This is a genomic window from Silvibacterium bohemicum (genome assembly GCF_001006305.1).
Classification (GTDB): Bacteria; Acidobacteriota; Terriglobia; order Terriglobales; family Acidobacteriaceae; genus Silvibacterium; species Silvibacterium bohemicum.
Window position 1 is genome coordinate 766,937 of the sequence record NZ_LBHJ01000020.1, and the last position, 16,274, is coordinate 783,210.

Sequence of the window (16,274 nt, forward strand, 5' to 3'; positions counted from 1 at the left end):
GAGTAGAAAGGTCGCCCATGGCATGGTTCACACTCATCTTCGGCGGCATAATTCTTCTCATCGGTCTTTCGGGACAGATCTTCGGCATCCGGCGTGGCGCGCCCTCACACCCACACGACCGGCAGGCGCGTAGGCTGGTCATGACCATCGGCTCGGCAGTCGTAGGGCTCTGGCTCGTAGCCTTCTCCGCCGCCCGCCTGCTCCACCTACACCACACCGGCCACTGGTAGGGGCTGGCCGTCCAGGCTTTGCGCGCCTTTGGCGCCTTTGAACATTGGACTTGCCTCTGCTTCTAACCTGTAGTCGCTGAGCGGATAGCTCGGTTGAAGTGCCATGGACAGGGTGTATTGAGTCGTGTGTCTTGGCAGATCAACATCTCCTTAGCTGGCCAATCCTCTTTCTATTTATAGGGTTGGCATCCTAGGCGAGCGCAGCGAATCGAAAGACCCGCGGCATCTCCGCGCAACCAAAGTCCTGATGAACACAGAAAGCCAGTCCAATGTGTAAAGGCGCCAAAGGCGCGCAAAGCCTGGACGGCTAGTCCTCGGCGTAGAGGATTGTGTCGAATAAGAGCAGGCTTATGGTGGTGAAGATCACGTCGTAGCTTAGAAGTACTTTGATCCACAGCGACGGGTCGGACTCCCCGCTCAGGATGGCTGCGATGGCCAGCACCATGGCCAGCAGTGCGGGCATAAAGATGGGAAACAGGATCAGCGGCAGCAGCAGCTCCCGGTTCCTCGACCGGATGGAGAGCGCAGCGAAGAATGTGCCATTGATCAGGATCGACCAGGTCCCCAGCGGAACCGCGAGCAGCAGCAGCCAGACATTTCCCAGCGCATGCAGGTTGTAGAAGATCACGAAGAGCGGCGCGAGGATCAGTTCGATCACGCTGACAAAGAGAAAATTGGCCAGCACCTTTCCTAAGAAGAGCGCGCCGGCGGGTGACGGCGACATGCGGTGCGCGTCCAGCACATTGTGGCGCAGCTCGCGCGCCCAGGTCTGGTTCAGCGCGCTCACCGCCGCGAAGAGAATCGCCACGCACAACACCGGCGCGGAGATCTGCCGCGCAAACGATCGCGTGGGATCGAAGGCCAGCGAAAAGATCACCACCACCAGCAGCGCGAAAAAGAGCATGGAGTTGATGGCGTCGCGCGACCGCCATTCGATGCGCAGATCCTTGGCCAGATGGACCCAGAAATAAGGCCGTTTCATCGCAGTCCATCCGCAGGGAGCACATCTTTGGTCAGCGACGCGATTTGTGCGTTCGAGGCTTTCAGATAGTCGCCGGGAGCGAGCAGCATCTGCACCCCACGCGTGCCGGCCGAGACGGAGATGACGTCGAAGAGCTCGATGGTCTCATCGACATACGCTGGATAATCCTTCTTCGCACCGAAGACCGTGACGCCGCCGCGCAGGTAGCCGGTAAGCGGCTCCACTTCTTTGAGGGAAACCATCTCGACCTTGCGCGCCCCAGCAGCCCGCGCCAGCTTCTTGAAGTCCAGCTCGTCATTGCCGGGCACTACGGCGAAGACGTGCTCGCGGTCGCCGGTCACGCACAGCAGCGTCTTGAAGACCTGCTCCGGTGGCAGTCCGATTTTTTCTGCGACGATGATTGCCGAGAACTCTTCGGGGTCGACGGTATATTCGCGCAGCTCATACTTGATGCCCAGCGAGTCGAGATAGCGCGCCGCGTTGGTCTTCATGAACTTTTACTATCTCCCGTTACAAATACTTGAGGCTGTCATCTTGAGCGACTGAGTCGAAGAGCGTGCGCTCGTTCATTCCACCCGCATAAGACTGTCTCTCGACCAGCGAAGCCACGCTGCCTGCCTGCAAGGTGAGCAGAAAATCGGCGATTGGCTCGGCCAGCTCGCGCTGGTGCGTGGTGAGGATCACCGTCTTCCCTTCTCCGCGCAAGCGCCCCACCAGCGCCAGCATCTGCTGCGCGCTGGCCGCGTCCATATTCGAGAAGGGCTCATCGAGCAAGAGCAGTTCGGGCTGCGCCAGCAGCACGCGGGCCAGCGAAGTTCGCTGCCTCATGCCCTGCGAATATTGGCCCACGGGCCGAGGCAACGCCGGGTCCAATCCGACGGCCTGAAGCGCCTCTGCAGGAGTGAGACACGGCTGCTCGCGATAGAGGCTGGCAAAATAGCGCAGGTTTTCCGCGGCAGAAAGCTCGTCGTAGAGCATGGGAGCATGGCTCATGTAGCCGATGCGGTCGCGGGCGTCAGCCGGCGGCCCGCCATCCCCACTCTGCCGGAGAAAGACGCGCACGCTGCCATAGGTAGGCCGCAGCAGACCGGCGATCATGCGCAACAGCGTCGATTTCCCAGCGCCGTTCTCGCCCAGCAGAACGTAGCAGCGGCCGCGCTCGAACTGGAGCGAGATGGTGCGCAGCGCCACGAAGCTTCCATATAGCTTCGATACTTTGTCGAGCTCTACCAGAGACGCCATGCTCTTCGGAGTATAAACAGGCGGCCGCTCAGGGGAGACTGATGTGATGACACGCCCTCATCCTTCCCTCTCTCATCGGAACGGCGGTCGCCTATGCCTGCTTCGGCTAGGGTCTCGAAAGTCTTCGAGGCAAACCGCGCCTTAGCGAACCTTGCCGGCGGAGTTTTCCAGGATCACATCCGACAGTACTGCCGTGTCCGACTTCTCCGGCAGGTGCGAGCAGAAGCCGATGCCGACGTAGAACGGTCCGTCGATGTGCAGCTCGATCGGCGGCCCGAACGGGTGCATCGGTTCACCCTCCAGGCTGACGAAGAGCGAGAAGAAGTCGCCGCGCTTCTCGATGCCGATGCGCCTGGCGAAGACCGGAACCAGGCTGTCGGGACTGGCTCCGCCCGGACGGCCTCGGCCTCCGATGCGATATTCCATGTCTTTCACGCGGATATTCTTCTCCGGCCGCTGCGCGAGCTGGATCATGCCTGCGCCATGCAGTGCGGCGACGACCTCTTTGGAGCCATCGTCGAGGTCCTGGCGGATCACCAGCACCGCTTTCCGGTCGTCGTAGCCGCTTGGATCGGGAAATGCGATATCGGCCGCAAGCGAGACATCGCCGGAGATCTTCTTCCAGAGGAATCGAAACTCATCGCGCGTGTACCAGACGTTGTAGCCGGCGGAGTGGATGGTGTACTGATTTTTACTCGCGTCATAACTGGCGCTGCCCGGCACCAGGGCGCTGCCGATGTCCGACTGGCCGTCGAATATGCCGATGGGCGTGTCGAAATTCTTGCTGGGCCGATGAAAATCAGCAGGAGGCGCGACCTGGGTATGCGTGGCCGAACCCGGAGCGGCCCAGGCTGGCGCAGCCGGCTTCTGCGCGGCCTGCGGATCGGGGGCCTGCGCGCGAAGCAGGTTCGGCCCTGTACATAGGATCAAACCCAAAACAGCCCCGTGGCATGCGATTTTCTTTGCCTGGTGAACAATAGAGATCGCCATTGCAGAGAACTGTAGCAGAATCATGGACGGCGAGCGTCGCGACCGGTCTTACTTGGTGGTTGGCACGGACATCATCGCGGTTGCCGCTCCGGCGGCGGCGGCAGCGGCGGGTGCGCCCGGCTTCGCTCCGGGATTTGCTCCCGGATTTGTTCCGGGTGCGGGAGCGTACTTCGACGCACATTTGGCCTGCAGCTGGGTGGCGTGGAAAACGCCGTCACGTCCGTAGGTGCCGATGGCCAGCGCCTGGGCGTTGTCTTTGAAGGTGTCCGGCGGAGGCTCTTCGCCTTGATACGAGACGCGCAGCTTGTTGGTGTTCTCGACCAGAACGAAGTCGGCGTTGGTGCCATTGTGCGTAATGGACCCCGGCACTACGTTTCCGGCCACGCGCAGGTTACGCGTGTAGGCCTTCTGCCCCATCGCGTTCAGCTCCTGGATGGTCACGTAGTAGCTCTTGGTTGCGCTCGCTCCTGTCACCGCCAGATAGACGATAGCGCCCAAAATGATGACGACTGCGACACCGATCTTTACGCCTTGGTTCGACTTCTTCATGGCTCTCTCAAGTTTACCGCAATCCGGTCTATGGCAAGACTACGCGGCCGTGAGCCCTCTGCGCTGTGTCGGCGGTCACATCGCTGCCGCCCTCTTTGCCGCATCAATTTATAATCCCCAAAAGACATTTCCTCGAACAAATCGGCGTGCGAACGAGCCCGGGCCTCATCTAACTTAATCCAAGACAAGAGCGAATCCTCAATCCGAGACAATAGCTCATTCATTTAGGAACGATTTTTCTCCAAAGGTAAACATCAGGAGTGGATATGACGACCAACGGCCTTACCAAGAATGCAACTCTCGAAATTCTCCAGCCACGCGCCGAATGGATCGTGAAACGCAAAGAAGAGGCGGCTCGCACCGGCGACATGAACATGTCGCAGATGCACTTTGCCCGGCAGGGGAAGATCACCGAAGAGATGGCGTATGTCGCCAGGCGCGAGAGCATCGCGGCAGAGCTGGTGCGCGATGAGATCGCAGCCGGCCGCCTCATCATCCCGGCCAACATCAACCACCCTGAGCTGGAGCCGATGGGCATCGGCGTGGCCACCCGGTGCAAGGTCAACGCCAACATCGGCAACTCCGCCATCACCTCCAATATTGCCGAGGAGCTGCGCAAGCTGCACATGGCCGTCCAGCACGGCGCAGATACTGTCATGGATCTCTCCACCGGCGGCAGCATTCCGGAGATTCGTGACTCCATCCTGCGCCATTCGCCGGTGCCGATTGGGACTGTTCCCCTTTATGAGGCGCTGAATCGCGTCAAGAAGCTTGAAGATCTCAACATCGACGTCTACCTCGAAGTGATCGAGGAACAGGCGCAGCAAGGCGTCGACTACTTCACCATCCATGCCGGCGTGCTCATCCAGTACGTGCCGATGGTGGCCAAGCGTATCACCGGCATCGTCAGCCGCGGCGGCGCGATCATGGCGCAGTGGATGACCCACCACCACAAGCAGAACTTCCTCTACGAGAATTTCGACCGCATCACGGCCATCATGACCAAGTACGACGTCAGCTATTCGCTGGGCGACGGTCTGCGTCCCGGGTCGGTTGCGGACGCTTCGGACGAAGCCCAGTTCGCCGAGCTCAAGACCCTGGGCGAGCTCACCCGCCAGGCCTGGAAGTCCGACGTGCAGGTGATGATCGAGGGCCCCGGCCATGTGCCCATGGACAAAATCAAGGAGCAGGTGGACAAGGAAGTCGAGCTCTGCGACGGCGCGCCCTTTTACGTGCTCGGCCCACTCGTGACCGACATCGCCCCCGGCTACGACCACATCACGTCCGCCATCGGCGCGGCCATGATCGGCTGGCACGGCGCGGCGATGCTTTGCTACGTCACGCCTAAGGAGCATCTTGGCCTACCCAATGAGCAGGACGTGAAGGACGGCATGATCGCCTACAAGATCGCCGCCCACGCTGCGGACATCGCGCGTCATCGCCCCGGCGCGCAGGACCGCGACGACGCCATCAGCTATGCCCGCTATACCTTCGATTGGGAGAAGCAGTTCGCGCTCTCGCTCGATCCGGAGACGGCGCGCGCCATGCACGACGAGACCCTGCCTGACGACTACTACAAGGAGACGGCCTTCTGCTCCATGTGCGGGCCGAAGTTCTGCTCCATGAACTGGTCGAGCAAGGTGGACGAGTTCAACAAGCAGGTTCACGGCCTGGAGAAAAAAGACCTGAGCCAGCTCGTGGTGCTGCAGGCGCAACAGCTGGCCGGCAAGAACTAGATAAGAAATCCTCGAAAGAAAAAGGCCGCTGGTTAGCGGCCTTTTTCTTTCGTGCTATGCATAGTATCTGGATAACGACGGGGCTTTACTGAAACCTCACAACGAGTGAACGAAGGATTGCGGACTGCGATCGATGGGAATTGACTAGCTTCCTCTTACTGGTTTTGCTGCTTACAAAAATGACGCTGCTTTCTTTCTCAATCAGAATCGTTCAATCGAGCGCAGCCGGCCATAGCACTTCCGATCCCGCGGCTTCCGGAAGGTGTTAAAGGTAGCTAACACCTTGGAGTACACCGGCAATCGGATGGCATCGCGAGGCTGGAGGGCGGGTCCGATCCGGGATTGGTTCGGGTTCGGTACAGTTCGGGGAAAGAATGCCCTCTCAGCAACCCAATCAAGGCTTGCAGCTATCTCATAGCGGGTATACCGTTTGAAGACGGTCGAATAAAGAGATAGGAGCGTCCTTATGAATGCTATTAAGTTTTGGGCAGTGTTTACCGTGGGAGTGGCGGCCGGCGCGGCTGTCGCATTGATTTACGCACCGCAGTCCGGGGAGAAGACTCGCCGCCAGCTGCGCCGTGGATTCGAAGACGCAGGCGATTACCTCAAGGACGCCGCAGAGAACCTCTCCGATCAAGCAGAGAAATACGTCAAGCGCGGTAAGGACATCGTGGACGATGTGGTCGACACCGCCTCCAACGCGGTCAGCGCCGCCAAGAAGGTCGTCCAGATCTAAGAGGCGCTACAGAGAAAGGAAAAGGCCCTGTTCACTGGTTGGTGAACAGGGCCTTTTTGTTCGTCGATTGAAAACTAGCTATAGAGCAGCACCCCTTCGACCTTGTCTGCGCCTTCCTGGCCGATTGGGCGGTAGAAGAGCTGGTTGTTCTCGAGGTAAACCTCGAGGAACGCCGGCCGTTCGGTGATGCCGCCTGCGATCAGAGCCTCGGAGAGCGGATCTTCGACATACCGCTGCAGTGCGCGGCGCAGCGGACGCGCTCCGTAGCTGCGGTCGATCAGCGTTTTGTCGAGAATCCACTTCTTGGCGTCTTCGGTGACCGAGATGGTGATCGCCTTCTGAACGAGGTTGGCGTTCAGCTGGGCCATCAGCAGCTCGACGATCTGGATCAGGTCGGCGTCGGTCAACGATTGGAAGAGGATGATTTCGTCGACGCGGTTCAGGAATTCAGGATTGAAGGTTCGCTTCACTTCCTGCTTGACCAGATCTTCGATCTTGTCCATCACCATGTCTTCGCGCTCGCTCTGGAAGCCGAGACCCTGCTTGCGCTGCAGGTGACGCGCGCCGATGTTCGAGGTCATGATGATGATGGTGTTCTTGAAATCGACGGTGTTGCCCAGACCGTCGGTCAATTGGCCATCTTCAAAGACCTGCAGCAGGATGTTGAAGACATCGGGATGCGCCTTCTCGATTTCGTCCAGCAGGACCACGGAGTAGGGTGAGCGCTTGACGCGCTCCGTCAGTTGACCGCCTTCCTCGTAGCCGACGTATCCCGGAGGCGAACCGATCAGCTTCGAGACCGAGTGCTTCTCCATGAACTCCGACATATCGAAGCGGATCAGCGACTTCTCAGAGCCGAATAGGAATTGCGCCAGAGTGCGCGCCATTTCCGTCTTGCCGACGCCTGTCGGCCCCAGGAACAGGAAAGATCCGATCGGCCGGTTCGGCGACTTGAGGCCGGCACGTGAGCGGCGGATAGCGCGGGCCAGGGCCGAGATGGCCTTGTCCTGCGAGATCACGCGCTTGTGCAGCTCTTCCTCGACGCGTAGCAGCTTCTGCGTTTCCTCTTCCTTGATCGAGGTGATCGGCACGCCGGTCCAGCGGCTGACCACGTCCTCGATGTCCTCGCGGCCGACGATGCCGGCGGTCGAATCATCGAGATGATATTTGTCGCGCAGTGCGCGCAGGTTTTCGCGCTCCTTGCGTTCTTCGTCGGAGTAGAAACGCGCCTTCTCGAACTCGTGATTCGCGATGGCGTTTTCCATGCGGTGCACGATGAACTTGATGCGCTTCTGGACTTCCGTGATCTCTTCGGGCAACGAAGTCTGACGCAGCTTCACGCGCGCGCCGGCTTCGTCGATCAGATCGATGGCCTTGTCCGGAAGGAAGCGATCCGGGATATAGCGGTTGGAGTGCGAGACCGCGAACTCGATGGAGTCATCGGTATAGCTGACCGCGTGGAACTTCTCGTAGCGGTCTTTGATGCCCATGATGATCTTGATCGCGTCTTCCTCGTTCGGAGGCGGCACTTTGACGGCCTGGAAACGCCGTTCGAGCGAACGATCCTTCTCGATCGACTTGCGATATTCCTGGGGCGTGGTTGCGCCGATGCACTGAATCTCGCCGCGCGAGAGAGCCGGCTTGAGGATGTTAGCGGCGTCGAGCGAGCCCTCGGCCGATCCCGCACCCACCAGGGTATGAAGCTCGTCGATGAAGATGATGGAGTTCTGATTCTCCATCAGCTCTTTCATGATGGTCTTGAGACGCTCTTCGAACTGGCCGCGATACTTGGTTCCGGCAACGATCAGCGACAGGTCGAGCGCCAGCACCCGCTTGTCGGCGAGGAAGCTGGGCACGTCTCCATCGGAGATGCGCTGCGCGAGGCCTTCGACGATGGCGGTTTTGCCTACGCCGGGCTCGCCGATCAACACCGGATTGTTCTTGGTGCGGCGGCACAGGATCTGCACCACGCGCTCCAGCTCCTGATCGCGTCCCACCAGCGGATCGAGCTGGTTGTCGAGAGCGGCCTGGGTCAGGTCGCGCGAGAATTCCGCCAGCAGGCTGGATTCGCGATTGCGCTGCTGCGCCGGAGCCTTCTCCTGTGTGGTGCGGGCCAGCTCCTCGCGAATAGCGAGCAGCTTCAATCCGCGCTCGTGCAGGATCTCCGCGGCGAAGCACTTCTCTTCCCTCAACAGGCCGAGCAGCAGATGCTCCGTTCCAATGTGTTTGTGCGAGAGCCGTTCGGCCTCTTCCGCTGCATAGGCCAGAACCCGCTTGCATTCATTCGAGAGTGGCAGATCGACCGAGGTTGACACCTTCTCGCGAATGGTGGTGTGTCCCTCAATCTGTTTGCGAATTGATTCAACCGATGCATGTGAGCGAAGGAAGCGATTGGTCAACGCCTTGTCTTCGCGCAGAAGACCGAGCAACAGATGCTCTGTCTCGATGTACGGGGAACCAAACTGGCTTGCCTCGTAACGGGCGAAGAAGATTACGCGCCGTGCCTTTTCCGTATAGCGTTCGAACATGTTCCCCCTGGCAATGCCCGGCTCGCCTCATCTTCGATCGCGGAAGCTTTCCTCCGGGTATCGAAGACTTTGAGAGCCTTCGTCCTATATCACCGCGCCAGACCAAAAAGTGGGTCCAGAAATGCTGCTCTGTGGTGCGGCCCCCAGGCTGGGTGCACTCTTCTGCATCCATCCCACATCCAGACCGACGGCTTTCGCCTTCGGCCCCTTCACTCCTCCGCGGTTAAGCCAGCTGCGGAGCAACTTCTTCCAAGCGCCCCTTATCCAGGCGCAAAATCCTGCTACATCGAGATGCCAAATCTTCGTTATGCGTTACTACAACCGATGTTAGACGGTGCGATTTATGCAACCGCTGAATTAGATCAAAAACTACACCTGCTGTCCGGCGGTCCAAATCCCCCGTTGGCTCGTCGGCCAGTAACACTTTGGGTTCGGTAACCAGAGCACGGGCGAGGGATACCCTCTGCTGTTCTCCACCCGAAAGCTCTCCTGCGCGGTGGCTGGCGCGATCCGCCAACTCCACTTCATTCAGCCACTTAGCTGCGCTCTTCAAAGCAGTGCCGCGATTTTCGCCCCGCGCCAGCAGGGGCATGGCGACGTTCTCAAGGGCTGTAAACTCCGGTAAAAGATAGTGAAATTGCCACACGTAGCCGACCTCGCAATTGCGAAAGGAGGCTGCTTGACTGGGAGACAGGTTTCTCAACTGGGTTGAGGCGGAGTATACGTCACCGCTGGAAGGGGTATCAAGAGCGGCCAGGATGTGCAAAAGTGTGCTTTTACCCGCTCCCGACTCGCCAATGATCGCCAGCATCTCTCCCTCGGCGACCTCGAAGCTCAACCCGTCGAACAGCACCAGCCGTCCCCGGCCTGTGGTGTATTCCTTACGCAAGTTCCCAATTTTTATGACGATTGGATGTTCCGGAGCCGCGAAACGACTCATCGCAGCGCCAAAAGGCTGCGGGTCAGGCTGCGGCGCGGATAAGGAGGATTCCATATCTACCTGTATCACTCCTGAACACGAAAGGGAAGGAAACGATTCCATGCCGTCTAATTTTCCGCACACGCATTCCCAATGAGATACAGGCATCCCAATCGGAATAGATTCGCAAGATAATTCAGCGCTTCAACATGAAATTTGATTGCGACGAGGGAAGGCCGGGCAAAGAAAGCCGCCGCGTTTATTCCGCCTGATGCACAGGAACAGCCGGGATCGCCTGCAGTTGGAGCAGCTCCGCCTGCACTCGGCGCCAGGCCTTCTTGTTCTTCCTGGTCGTAATCGGAGCGGCAGGATCGGCGTAGTAGCCCTCGATATCCTGCTTCAGGCGATCCGGAATCGGCTCGCCTACCTTGACCACACGGTCCAGCAGCTTCGCGTAGGTCTGGTCGGTCAAGGGATACGATCCCGGTTTTACCCGGTATCCGGTATCGAGATCGCGGTTCTCCAGGTTCATGGTGACCAGCGGATCGGCTGCTGGAGCCTGAACAAGATCCTTCAGCAGCTCTTCATATCGATTCAGGGTCCGATTGACGCTGACCACATAGCTCTGTTCTGTCGCCTGCGACGGACCGCGGATGGCCAGATCCGATGCCGGACCGATCTTGGGCACAATCACAATGACAAACGCCAGCAGGTGTGTCTTCACTCCCGCCTTCTTGCGGTATTTCTCCCAGCCGTTGCTGAAATCCGCATCGGCCAGCCGCTTCTGGAACTGGTCGAAGTCCGGCGACGGCAGATCGTCGGGAAAGCTCTTCTTGTGCAACAGAACCTCGGCATGGGCGAACGACGGGAGGAAATTCCGCACCGACCATCGATAGCTGTCAACTGCGGCTCTGCGGTCGACTCCCATGGTCTGCAGACGAAGTCCATATATCTCGTAAAACGCCTGCTCCAGCAGCCGCATCGGCACCCTGAGGCCGATGTGCTGCAGATACGCCGAGGGAGCGAAGCGCCGCTTGCTGAGCTGGTTGATGTCGAAGGCAAACTCGGTTCGCACGTGGCTGTGCGGGCTCTCGTCGTAGGTCACGACCGGCCCATACTTCGCCGCCAGGTTGGGAAATTCAACAGCCGTCGACGGATTCACCGCGTCCTGATGCCCGTAGCTATCACCCACGTAGTGCGAAAGCGCGCCCAGAGCGAAGGCCAGCTCATCCACGTTGCGCGAATCGCGAATGAACGCTGCGACGAAATCGCCGGTGCGCACATAGTGGGTGAGGTCGCTCATGAAGACCTTGCCGAAGGGATAGTAGCCGGCGTCCTGGATGGCGCAGCCGCCGAAGGCGAAGGCCTCGGCCCGGCGCAGCTCTTCGTCGGTGGTGTTGGGATAGCGATTCAGCAGCACCGGCCGGATCGATTCCCGCCATGCCAGGTCGATGATCTGCTGATGGGTGAGCACCGAGTAGCCGAACCCCGATGGGGCGCAGCATGCCAACAACAGGAGAAGGACCGCCCCGAGACGCCGTGTCATTCGTATCGCAAAGCCTCCGCCGGGAGCACGCGCGCCGCCGAACTCGAAGGATAAATCGTCGCCAGCAGCGAGACGCCCAGCGACACCACCGTGACCGTGATGCCGTCGATCAGGCGCGGCGCAAAGGGCAGGTAGTCGATGGAGTAGACCTCGGCCGAGAGATGGATGAACTGATAGTGTCCGCCGATCCACGAGAGCAGATAGCCGAGCACCAGTCCCAGAGCCGTTCCCACCACGCTGATCAGAAAACCCTGCATCAGGAAGATACGCCGGATCTGGCCGGGCTTCACCCCCAGCGACATGAGCACGGCGATGTCTTTCGTCTTCTCCATGACCATCATGGTCAGCGCGATGAGGATATTCAACGCAGCGACGCAGACAATCAAGCCGATCACGATGAACGTGACCACCTGCTCCAGCTTTAGGGCGCGAAACAGCTCGCGGTTCTGCTCCATCCAGCTGGTGGTCTCGAAGCCCGGGCCAGCCGCGGCCTCGATTTCTTTTCCGATGCGGTCCGCGTGGTAGAGATCGTCGACCTTGAAGGAGATCACGGAGACGAGATCGGGCTCGCCGAACAATGCCTGCGCGTCTTTCAGGCGGACGAAGCCGAAGGTGGCGTCGTATTGATAGAAGCCGGAATGAAAGACACCCACGATGCGGAAGCGCTGGTACTTGGGGACCAATCCGTAGGGAGTGAGCTCGCCCTGGGGGCTGATGGCCATCACCGTCGATCCAACCTTGGCATCGAGCGTGTTGGCCAGGTCGTAACCTACGACGATCGGCGGCGTGGCTTCCCCGGCGCTGTCGGTGGTTTCGGCTGCGGCCGGGTCGAGGTCAGCGGCAGAGCCCGATTCCAGATGCGCGAGGATGCCGCTGACCGTGCTCTCGTCCTTTGGAATGATGCCTTTGAGATAAGCTCCGCCCGAGAGCGAGCCGCGCGACACCAGCACCGGCTCGTAGAGTCCCGGCGCGTCCGCCGTCACGTGCGGCAGACGACGAAGCCGGTCGGTGAGCTCGCGCCAGTCGCGGATGCCGTCATTCTGCACGCGCAACAGATCGACGTGCGCGGTCGAGCTGACCAGGCGGTCGCGCAGGTCCCGGCTCATGCCATTGGTGATGGCCAGCGCGACGATCAGCGAGGCCACGCCCACCGCCACGCCAATGATGGAGATGACGGTAATGACGCCCACCACGGCCTGGCGGCGCTTGGCTCTCAGATATCGCGCGGCGACGAAGAATTCAAAACGCATGCTTCCCTGTCAGCCGGACGCTTCGTGTCCCCTTAGACTGGGCGCCCCGCGTCTCGTCCTTGAGACGTGGGATCAGCTCACTCATCGCACGACCTTCTTCGCCGTCACGGCGTTATCATAGCGGTCGTAGACGCGCACCGTAATCAGGTGCTCCGCAGCGTTTGCCGGTGAAGGCTGCCCCGGCGCAGGCGGATTCAAGGGCGCATCGAAGGCGAATTTCTCGGCTAGCGAATCGGAGATGCTGCCTACAGGCTGCACATACTGCCAGGGACCGGCGTCGACGGAATATTCGGCATGAGCGATCGGCGTGGCCGCATCCGTGGCGGTGAGTTCGACATGAATCCTGCCGCCGATGAAATGAGCCTCGAGGCCACTGATGACCGGCGGAGTCGTGTCGATCAGGAAACGCTCGCTGACGTGGTCGCCGGTCAATGCCTCGCCGGGATTATGCGAGGGCGCGTCACTGGCCAGCACCTTGAGCCGGTAATGCCCATCGGGCAAGGTACCGGCGTCGAAGCTCAGGTAGCGCTCCGTCACCTTGTCTTTCAGCAGACGCCAGGTCTGCTCTCCGTCGCCGCGATAGTAGACGGAGAAAATCAGCTCGTCGCCATTGTCGTCATGCGCCAGCCAGCGCGCCGTCACGGAGGTCTTGTCCTTCACTGCGGGCAGCGGCTCGCGTCCCGGCTCCTGCACGAAGCTGATGACGTTGGCGTTCTGCGAGGAGGGGAAATTGATGGTGGTCTGCTGCGGGAGCGATGGCTGCATTCCCGGAGAGTTCACCCGCGCCCCTACTTCGACAACCAGCTCATCAACAGCCGGAGCTACATTGACCGGCAGATAGTTGAGACCCACCGAAGCAAGGTCTGCGCCGGGATGCAGCACGGCTTTCCACTGGACAAAGCGGGCCGGTTCCAATCCTAACGCGCCGTCATTCGGCGTCACCTTCTTCCACTCGGTCCAGGCGCGCTCGGGATTGTCGACGTTGCCTGCACGCGCATAGAGATCGAAGTCGCCGCTCGTGCCGCTGACTTCGGGGCGTCCCCACTGCGAAAACACGCCGGCATCGAAGACGTCGCTCGAGTATGTACCTTCCGGCGCGTCGCCATGTGACAGCAGATAAAGCTTTCCGGTGTTGGCGGTCGCGATATAGGTCCCGCGGCTGCTGTCGGCAAAGCCTGTGGCCTGCGAGGCTTCGAGGTGCGCGATATCGGCAAAGGTGCCGTCTTCATGGATGCGGTAGACACGGCCGCGATTGCCGGTGGCGGCCACCAATCCCTCCGGCGTCCAGCGCAGGGCGTAGACGATGTCGTCATGACCGGCCCAAAGCTTGCGCGGAGCGCCGTTGGCAGCGATCTCGTAGACCTCCGAACCATCCGGGATTACGGTATTGCCGTTAAATGCCTGCACGGAACCCGGCTGCACAATGGTAATCGTCGCAGTCACAGTTGCGTTTCCCTGCACCGGCAGCGCGGGCAAGGACGACCGCCCCTTTTCGCCGACCGCAGCGGCGTATACGATGCCCTGCGGCGAGACGGCGACCGAGGTGATCTCGCGCTTGGGGGCGTCAAAGATCACGTAGCCCTTGCCGCTCTTGTCGATGCGGTAGACCAACCCCGTGCCGTCGGAGCCGGCAATCAGGTTGCCGCTGGCGTCGAAGGCCAGCGAGCGGATGTGCTGCTCGTCGCTCTTGAAGAACAGCTCCGGCTTCTGGCTGTCATTCTTTGCGATCCGATAGATCGCGGCCGGTCCTCCGGTGGCGATGTACAGGCGGCCCTCCTGATCGAAGGCCATATCCCAGACGTACTTCGGCTTCTCCGCCGTCGCAGCCGGGTCGAAGACCACGGTGGCGTTGTCCTCATTGCGGTCGGCGACCTGCGGATCGAGCTTGTAGACCTTGCCCGAGGGCAGCGTGGCAGCGTACACCGCGCCGTCTGGTCCTACGCGCACCACTTGCACGCTCAGGTCTTTGGAAGTGAAAAGCTTGGCGGAGGTGACCAGCTTGGTGGACTTTCCATCCGGCGTCACGCGCAGCACGGTCGCGGGCGTGCCCGTCGCCACATATGCATTGCCGTCACGGTCGGCCGCAACCGACCACACGTAGGTCGAAGGCGTGGTGAAGACCATACGGCTCTCAGGACCGGCAACCAGATGTCCGTCGCTGGTGATGGCGACGCCATTCGGCTTCCCTTTTTCCAGCTCTTCGAACCTGGATTGCGACCACAGGCGCGTGCCCTGAGAATGCGCCAGCGACGGGAGAAGAGAGAACGAGAGGAGAGTAAGAAAGAGCGGAGAGAAGCGGCGCATCATGCTGGAGAAAGTCTAGCAGCTAAGTCGCGGGTAGCTATAAAGCGGGCCGCTCAAGTCCGGTTGGCTATAAAGCGGTTGGCGAAAAGCTTGCAAAGCTGAGAGGAGTGGTTTTTGCTATCCGCTTCTTAGCTGACCGGACTTTAGCTGACCGGTTTTCAACCACCCGCTTTCCAGCTGTAGTTAAGCACTTAACACTGCCCGATAGCGAATCTGGCTCTTCCTGAGCCGGTTGACTGCCTGGTTGGCGTCGGACATCTTGAACTTCTCGATGTGCGCCTTCACACCGTGCCGGGCGGCTACATCCAGCATCTCTGCAATTCCGGCCGGACTGCCGGTATTCGAGCCGCAGACGCTGCGCGCCACGGAGATGAGCGGGAACGCTGGTAGCGAGATCGGCTTGGCCGGCGCGCCGACGAAACACAGCGTTCCGTGCGGACGCAGGGTGTTGACGAAGGCCGCCCAGTCGAGATCGGCATTGATCGTGGAGATGATCAGATCGAAGCTGCCAGCCAGGCCATTCACCGATTTCGACTCCCGCGAGTTCACGAAGTGGTGTGCGCCCAGCTCCAGCGCTTCCTGCTCCTTAGCTGCGGAGGTTGAAAAGGCCGTCACCTCGGCTCCGAAGACCCGGGCGAACTGAATTGCGAGATGGCCAAGTCCCCCGATGCCGATGATGCCCACGCGGGACGAAGGATTGATCCCCATCTGCCGGATCGGGGTGTACACCGTGATGCCCGCGCACATCAGAGGCGCGCTGGTCTCGCTGTTCAGGGCGTCGGGGAGGCGGATGGCGAAGCGGGCGTTCACACGCAGCGCTTCGGCGAAGCCGCCGTGGCGATGAACGCAGGTGGGCTGGGCGGTCGCGCACAGGTTCTCTTTACCCTGGCGGCACCACTCGCACCGTCCGCAGGAGTTGGCCTGCCAGCCGATACCCACGCGCTCGCCGATGGAAAGACCGTGCACGGCGGAGCCCAACGCCGAGACTGTGCCGACAATCTCGTGACCGGGAACCAGCGGATATTGGCTGGTGCCCCAATCGTTGTCGATCAAGGAGGCGTCGGAACGGCAGACGCCGCAATGCGTCACCCGCACTTCCACGTCGTAAGGATTAAGTTCACCGGGATCGTACTTGAAAGGCAGAAGTTCAGCCCCGGCCGCGTGTGCAGCATAGCCCTGTATCAATGCCATTGGAATTCGACCTGTTGTGTCCTTCTATTCGGAGCGATATCCGGAATTGCGACCCCCATGATGGCCCATTC

The 16,274-nt window shown here is 60.3% G+C and carries 14 protein-coding genes; 3 read left to right on the plus strand and 11 right to left on the minus strand.

Annotated elements, in window-relative coordinates; genetic code table 11:
* Positions 1–17: 17 nt before the first annotated feature.
* Positions 18–230 carry a hypothetical protein gene (locus XX99_RS26235; RefSeq protein WP_050062342.1) on the plus strand — a complete coding sequence of 71 codons (213 nt, stop codon included), beginning with the start codon at positions 18–20 and terminating at the stop codon, positions 228–230.
* Positions 231–537: 307 nt separating this feature from the next.
* Here the strand turns inward: XX99_RS26235 and XX99_RS26240 are convergent, their stop codons facing one another.
* The 5 genes from XX99_RS26240 to XX99_RS26260 all read right to left on the minus strand — a co-directional run bounded on the left by XX99_RS26240 (position 538) and on the right by XX99_RS26260 (position 3,993).
* The gene (locus XX99_RS26240) at positions 538–1,212 is read right to left on the minus strand and encodes a heme exporter protein CcmB (protein ID WP_050062343.1); all 675 of its coding nucleotides are present in this window, start codon (positions 1,210–1,212) and stop codon (positions 538–540) included.
* A complete protein-coding gene (ybaK, locus tag XX99_RS26245; protein WP_050062344.1) occupies positions 1,209–1,703 on the minus strand; it encodes a Cys-tRNA(Pro) deacylase in 495 nt (164 codons plus the stop codon). Before ybaK ends, XX99_RS26240 begins: the two co-directional genes overlap by 4 nt.
* A 19-nt stretch (positions 1,704–1,722) precedes the next feature.
* On the minus strand, positions 1,723–2,454 hold the full coding sequence (gene ccmA / locus XX99_RS26250) for a heme ABC exporter ATP-binding protein CcmA (protein WP_082125983.1): 732 nt from the start codon (positions 2,452–2,454) through the stop codon (positions 1,723–1,725).
* A 141-nt stretch (positions 2,455–2,595) separates the two neighbouring features.
* Positions 2,596–3,444: a biopolymer transporter Tol gene (locus XX99_RS27900; protein WP_231581631.1), complete on the minus strand. Its 849-nt coding sequence runs from the start codon at positions 3,442–3,444 to the stop codon at positions 2,596–2,598.
* A gap of 48 nt (positions 3,445–3,492) precedes the next feature.
* Entirely contained in the window at positions 3,493–3,993 is a 501-nt protein-coding gene (locus XX99_RS26260; protein WP_082125984.1) for a cytochrome c maturation protein CcmE, read from the minus strand.
* A 266-nt stretch (positions 3,994–4,259) separates the two neighbouring features.
* On the opposite strand from XX99_RS26260, the gene thiC reads away from it, so the two are divergent.
* Complete coding sequence (thiC, locus tag XX99_RS26270) at positions 4,260–5,729, plus strand: phosphomethylpyrimidine synthase ThiC (RefSeq protein ID WP_050062346.1); 1,470 nt, start codon at positions 4,260–4,262, stop codon at positions 5,727–5,729.
* A 466-nt stretch (positions 5,730–6,195) separates the two neighbouring features.
* Positions 6,196–6,465, plus strand: coding sequence for a YtxH domain-containing protein (locus XX99_RS26275; protein ID WP_050062347.1), 270 nt, complete (start codon positions 6,196–6,198; stop codon positions 6,463–6,465).
* Between the two features lie 74 nt (positions 6,466–6,539).
* Here XX99_RS26275 and XX99_RS26280 read toward each other — a convergent pair whose 3' ends face one another.
* The 6 genes from XX99_RS26280 to XX99_RS26305 all read right to left on the minus strand — a co-directional run bounded on the left by XX99_RS26280 (position 6,540) and on the right by XX99_RS26305 (position 16,203).
* Positions 6,540–8,993, minus strand: a complete 2,454-nt coding sequence (locus tag XX99_RS26280; protein ID WP_050062348.1) for an ATP-dependent Clp protease ATP-binding subunit — start codon at positions 8,991–8,993, stop codon at positions 6,540–6,542.
* A 223-nt stretch (positions 8,994–9,216) separates the two neighbouring features.
* A complete protein-coding gene (locus XX99_RS26285; RefSeq protein ID WP_050062450.1) occupies positions 9,217–9,933 on the minus strand; it encodes an ABC transporter ATP-binding protein in 717 nt (238 codons plus the stop codon).
* 238 nt (positions 9,934–10,171) lie between these two features.
* On the minus strand, positions 10,172–11,458 hold the full coding sequence (locus tag XX99_RS26290) for a zinc dependent phospholipase C family protein (RefSeq protein WP_050062349.1): 1,287 nt from the start codon (positions 11,456–11,458) through the stop codon (positions 10,172–10,174).
* Positions 11,455–12,708 (minus strand): FtsX-like permease family protein, encoded by a 1,254-nt coding sequence (locus tag XX99_RS26295; RefSeq protein ID WP_050062350.1) that lies wholly within the window; start codon positions 12,706–12,708, stop codon positions 11,455–11,457. The genes XX99_RS26290 and XX99_RS26295 overlap by 4 nt, the downstream gene beginning before the upstream one ends.
* Before the next feature lie 81 nt (positions 12,709–12,789).
* On the minus strand, positions 12,790–15,015 hold the full coding sequence (locus tag XX99_RS26300; RefSeq protein WP_050062351.1) for a ligand-binding sensor domain-containing protein: 2,226 nt from the start codon (positions 15,013–15,015) through the stop codon (positions 12,790–12,792).
* Between the two features lie 180 nt (positions 15,016–15,195).
* The gene (locus XX99_RS26305; protein ID WP_156186222.1) at positions 15,196–16,203 is read right to left on the minus strand and encodes an NAD(P)-dependent alcohol dehydrogenase; all 1,008 of its coding nucleotides are present in this window, start codon (positions 16,201–16,203) and stop codon (positions 15,196–15,198) included.
* Positions 16,204–16,274: the final 71 nt, after the last annotated feature.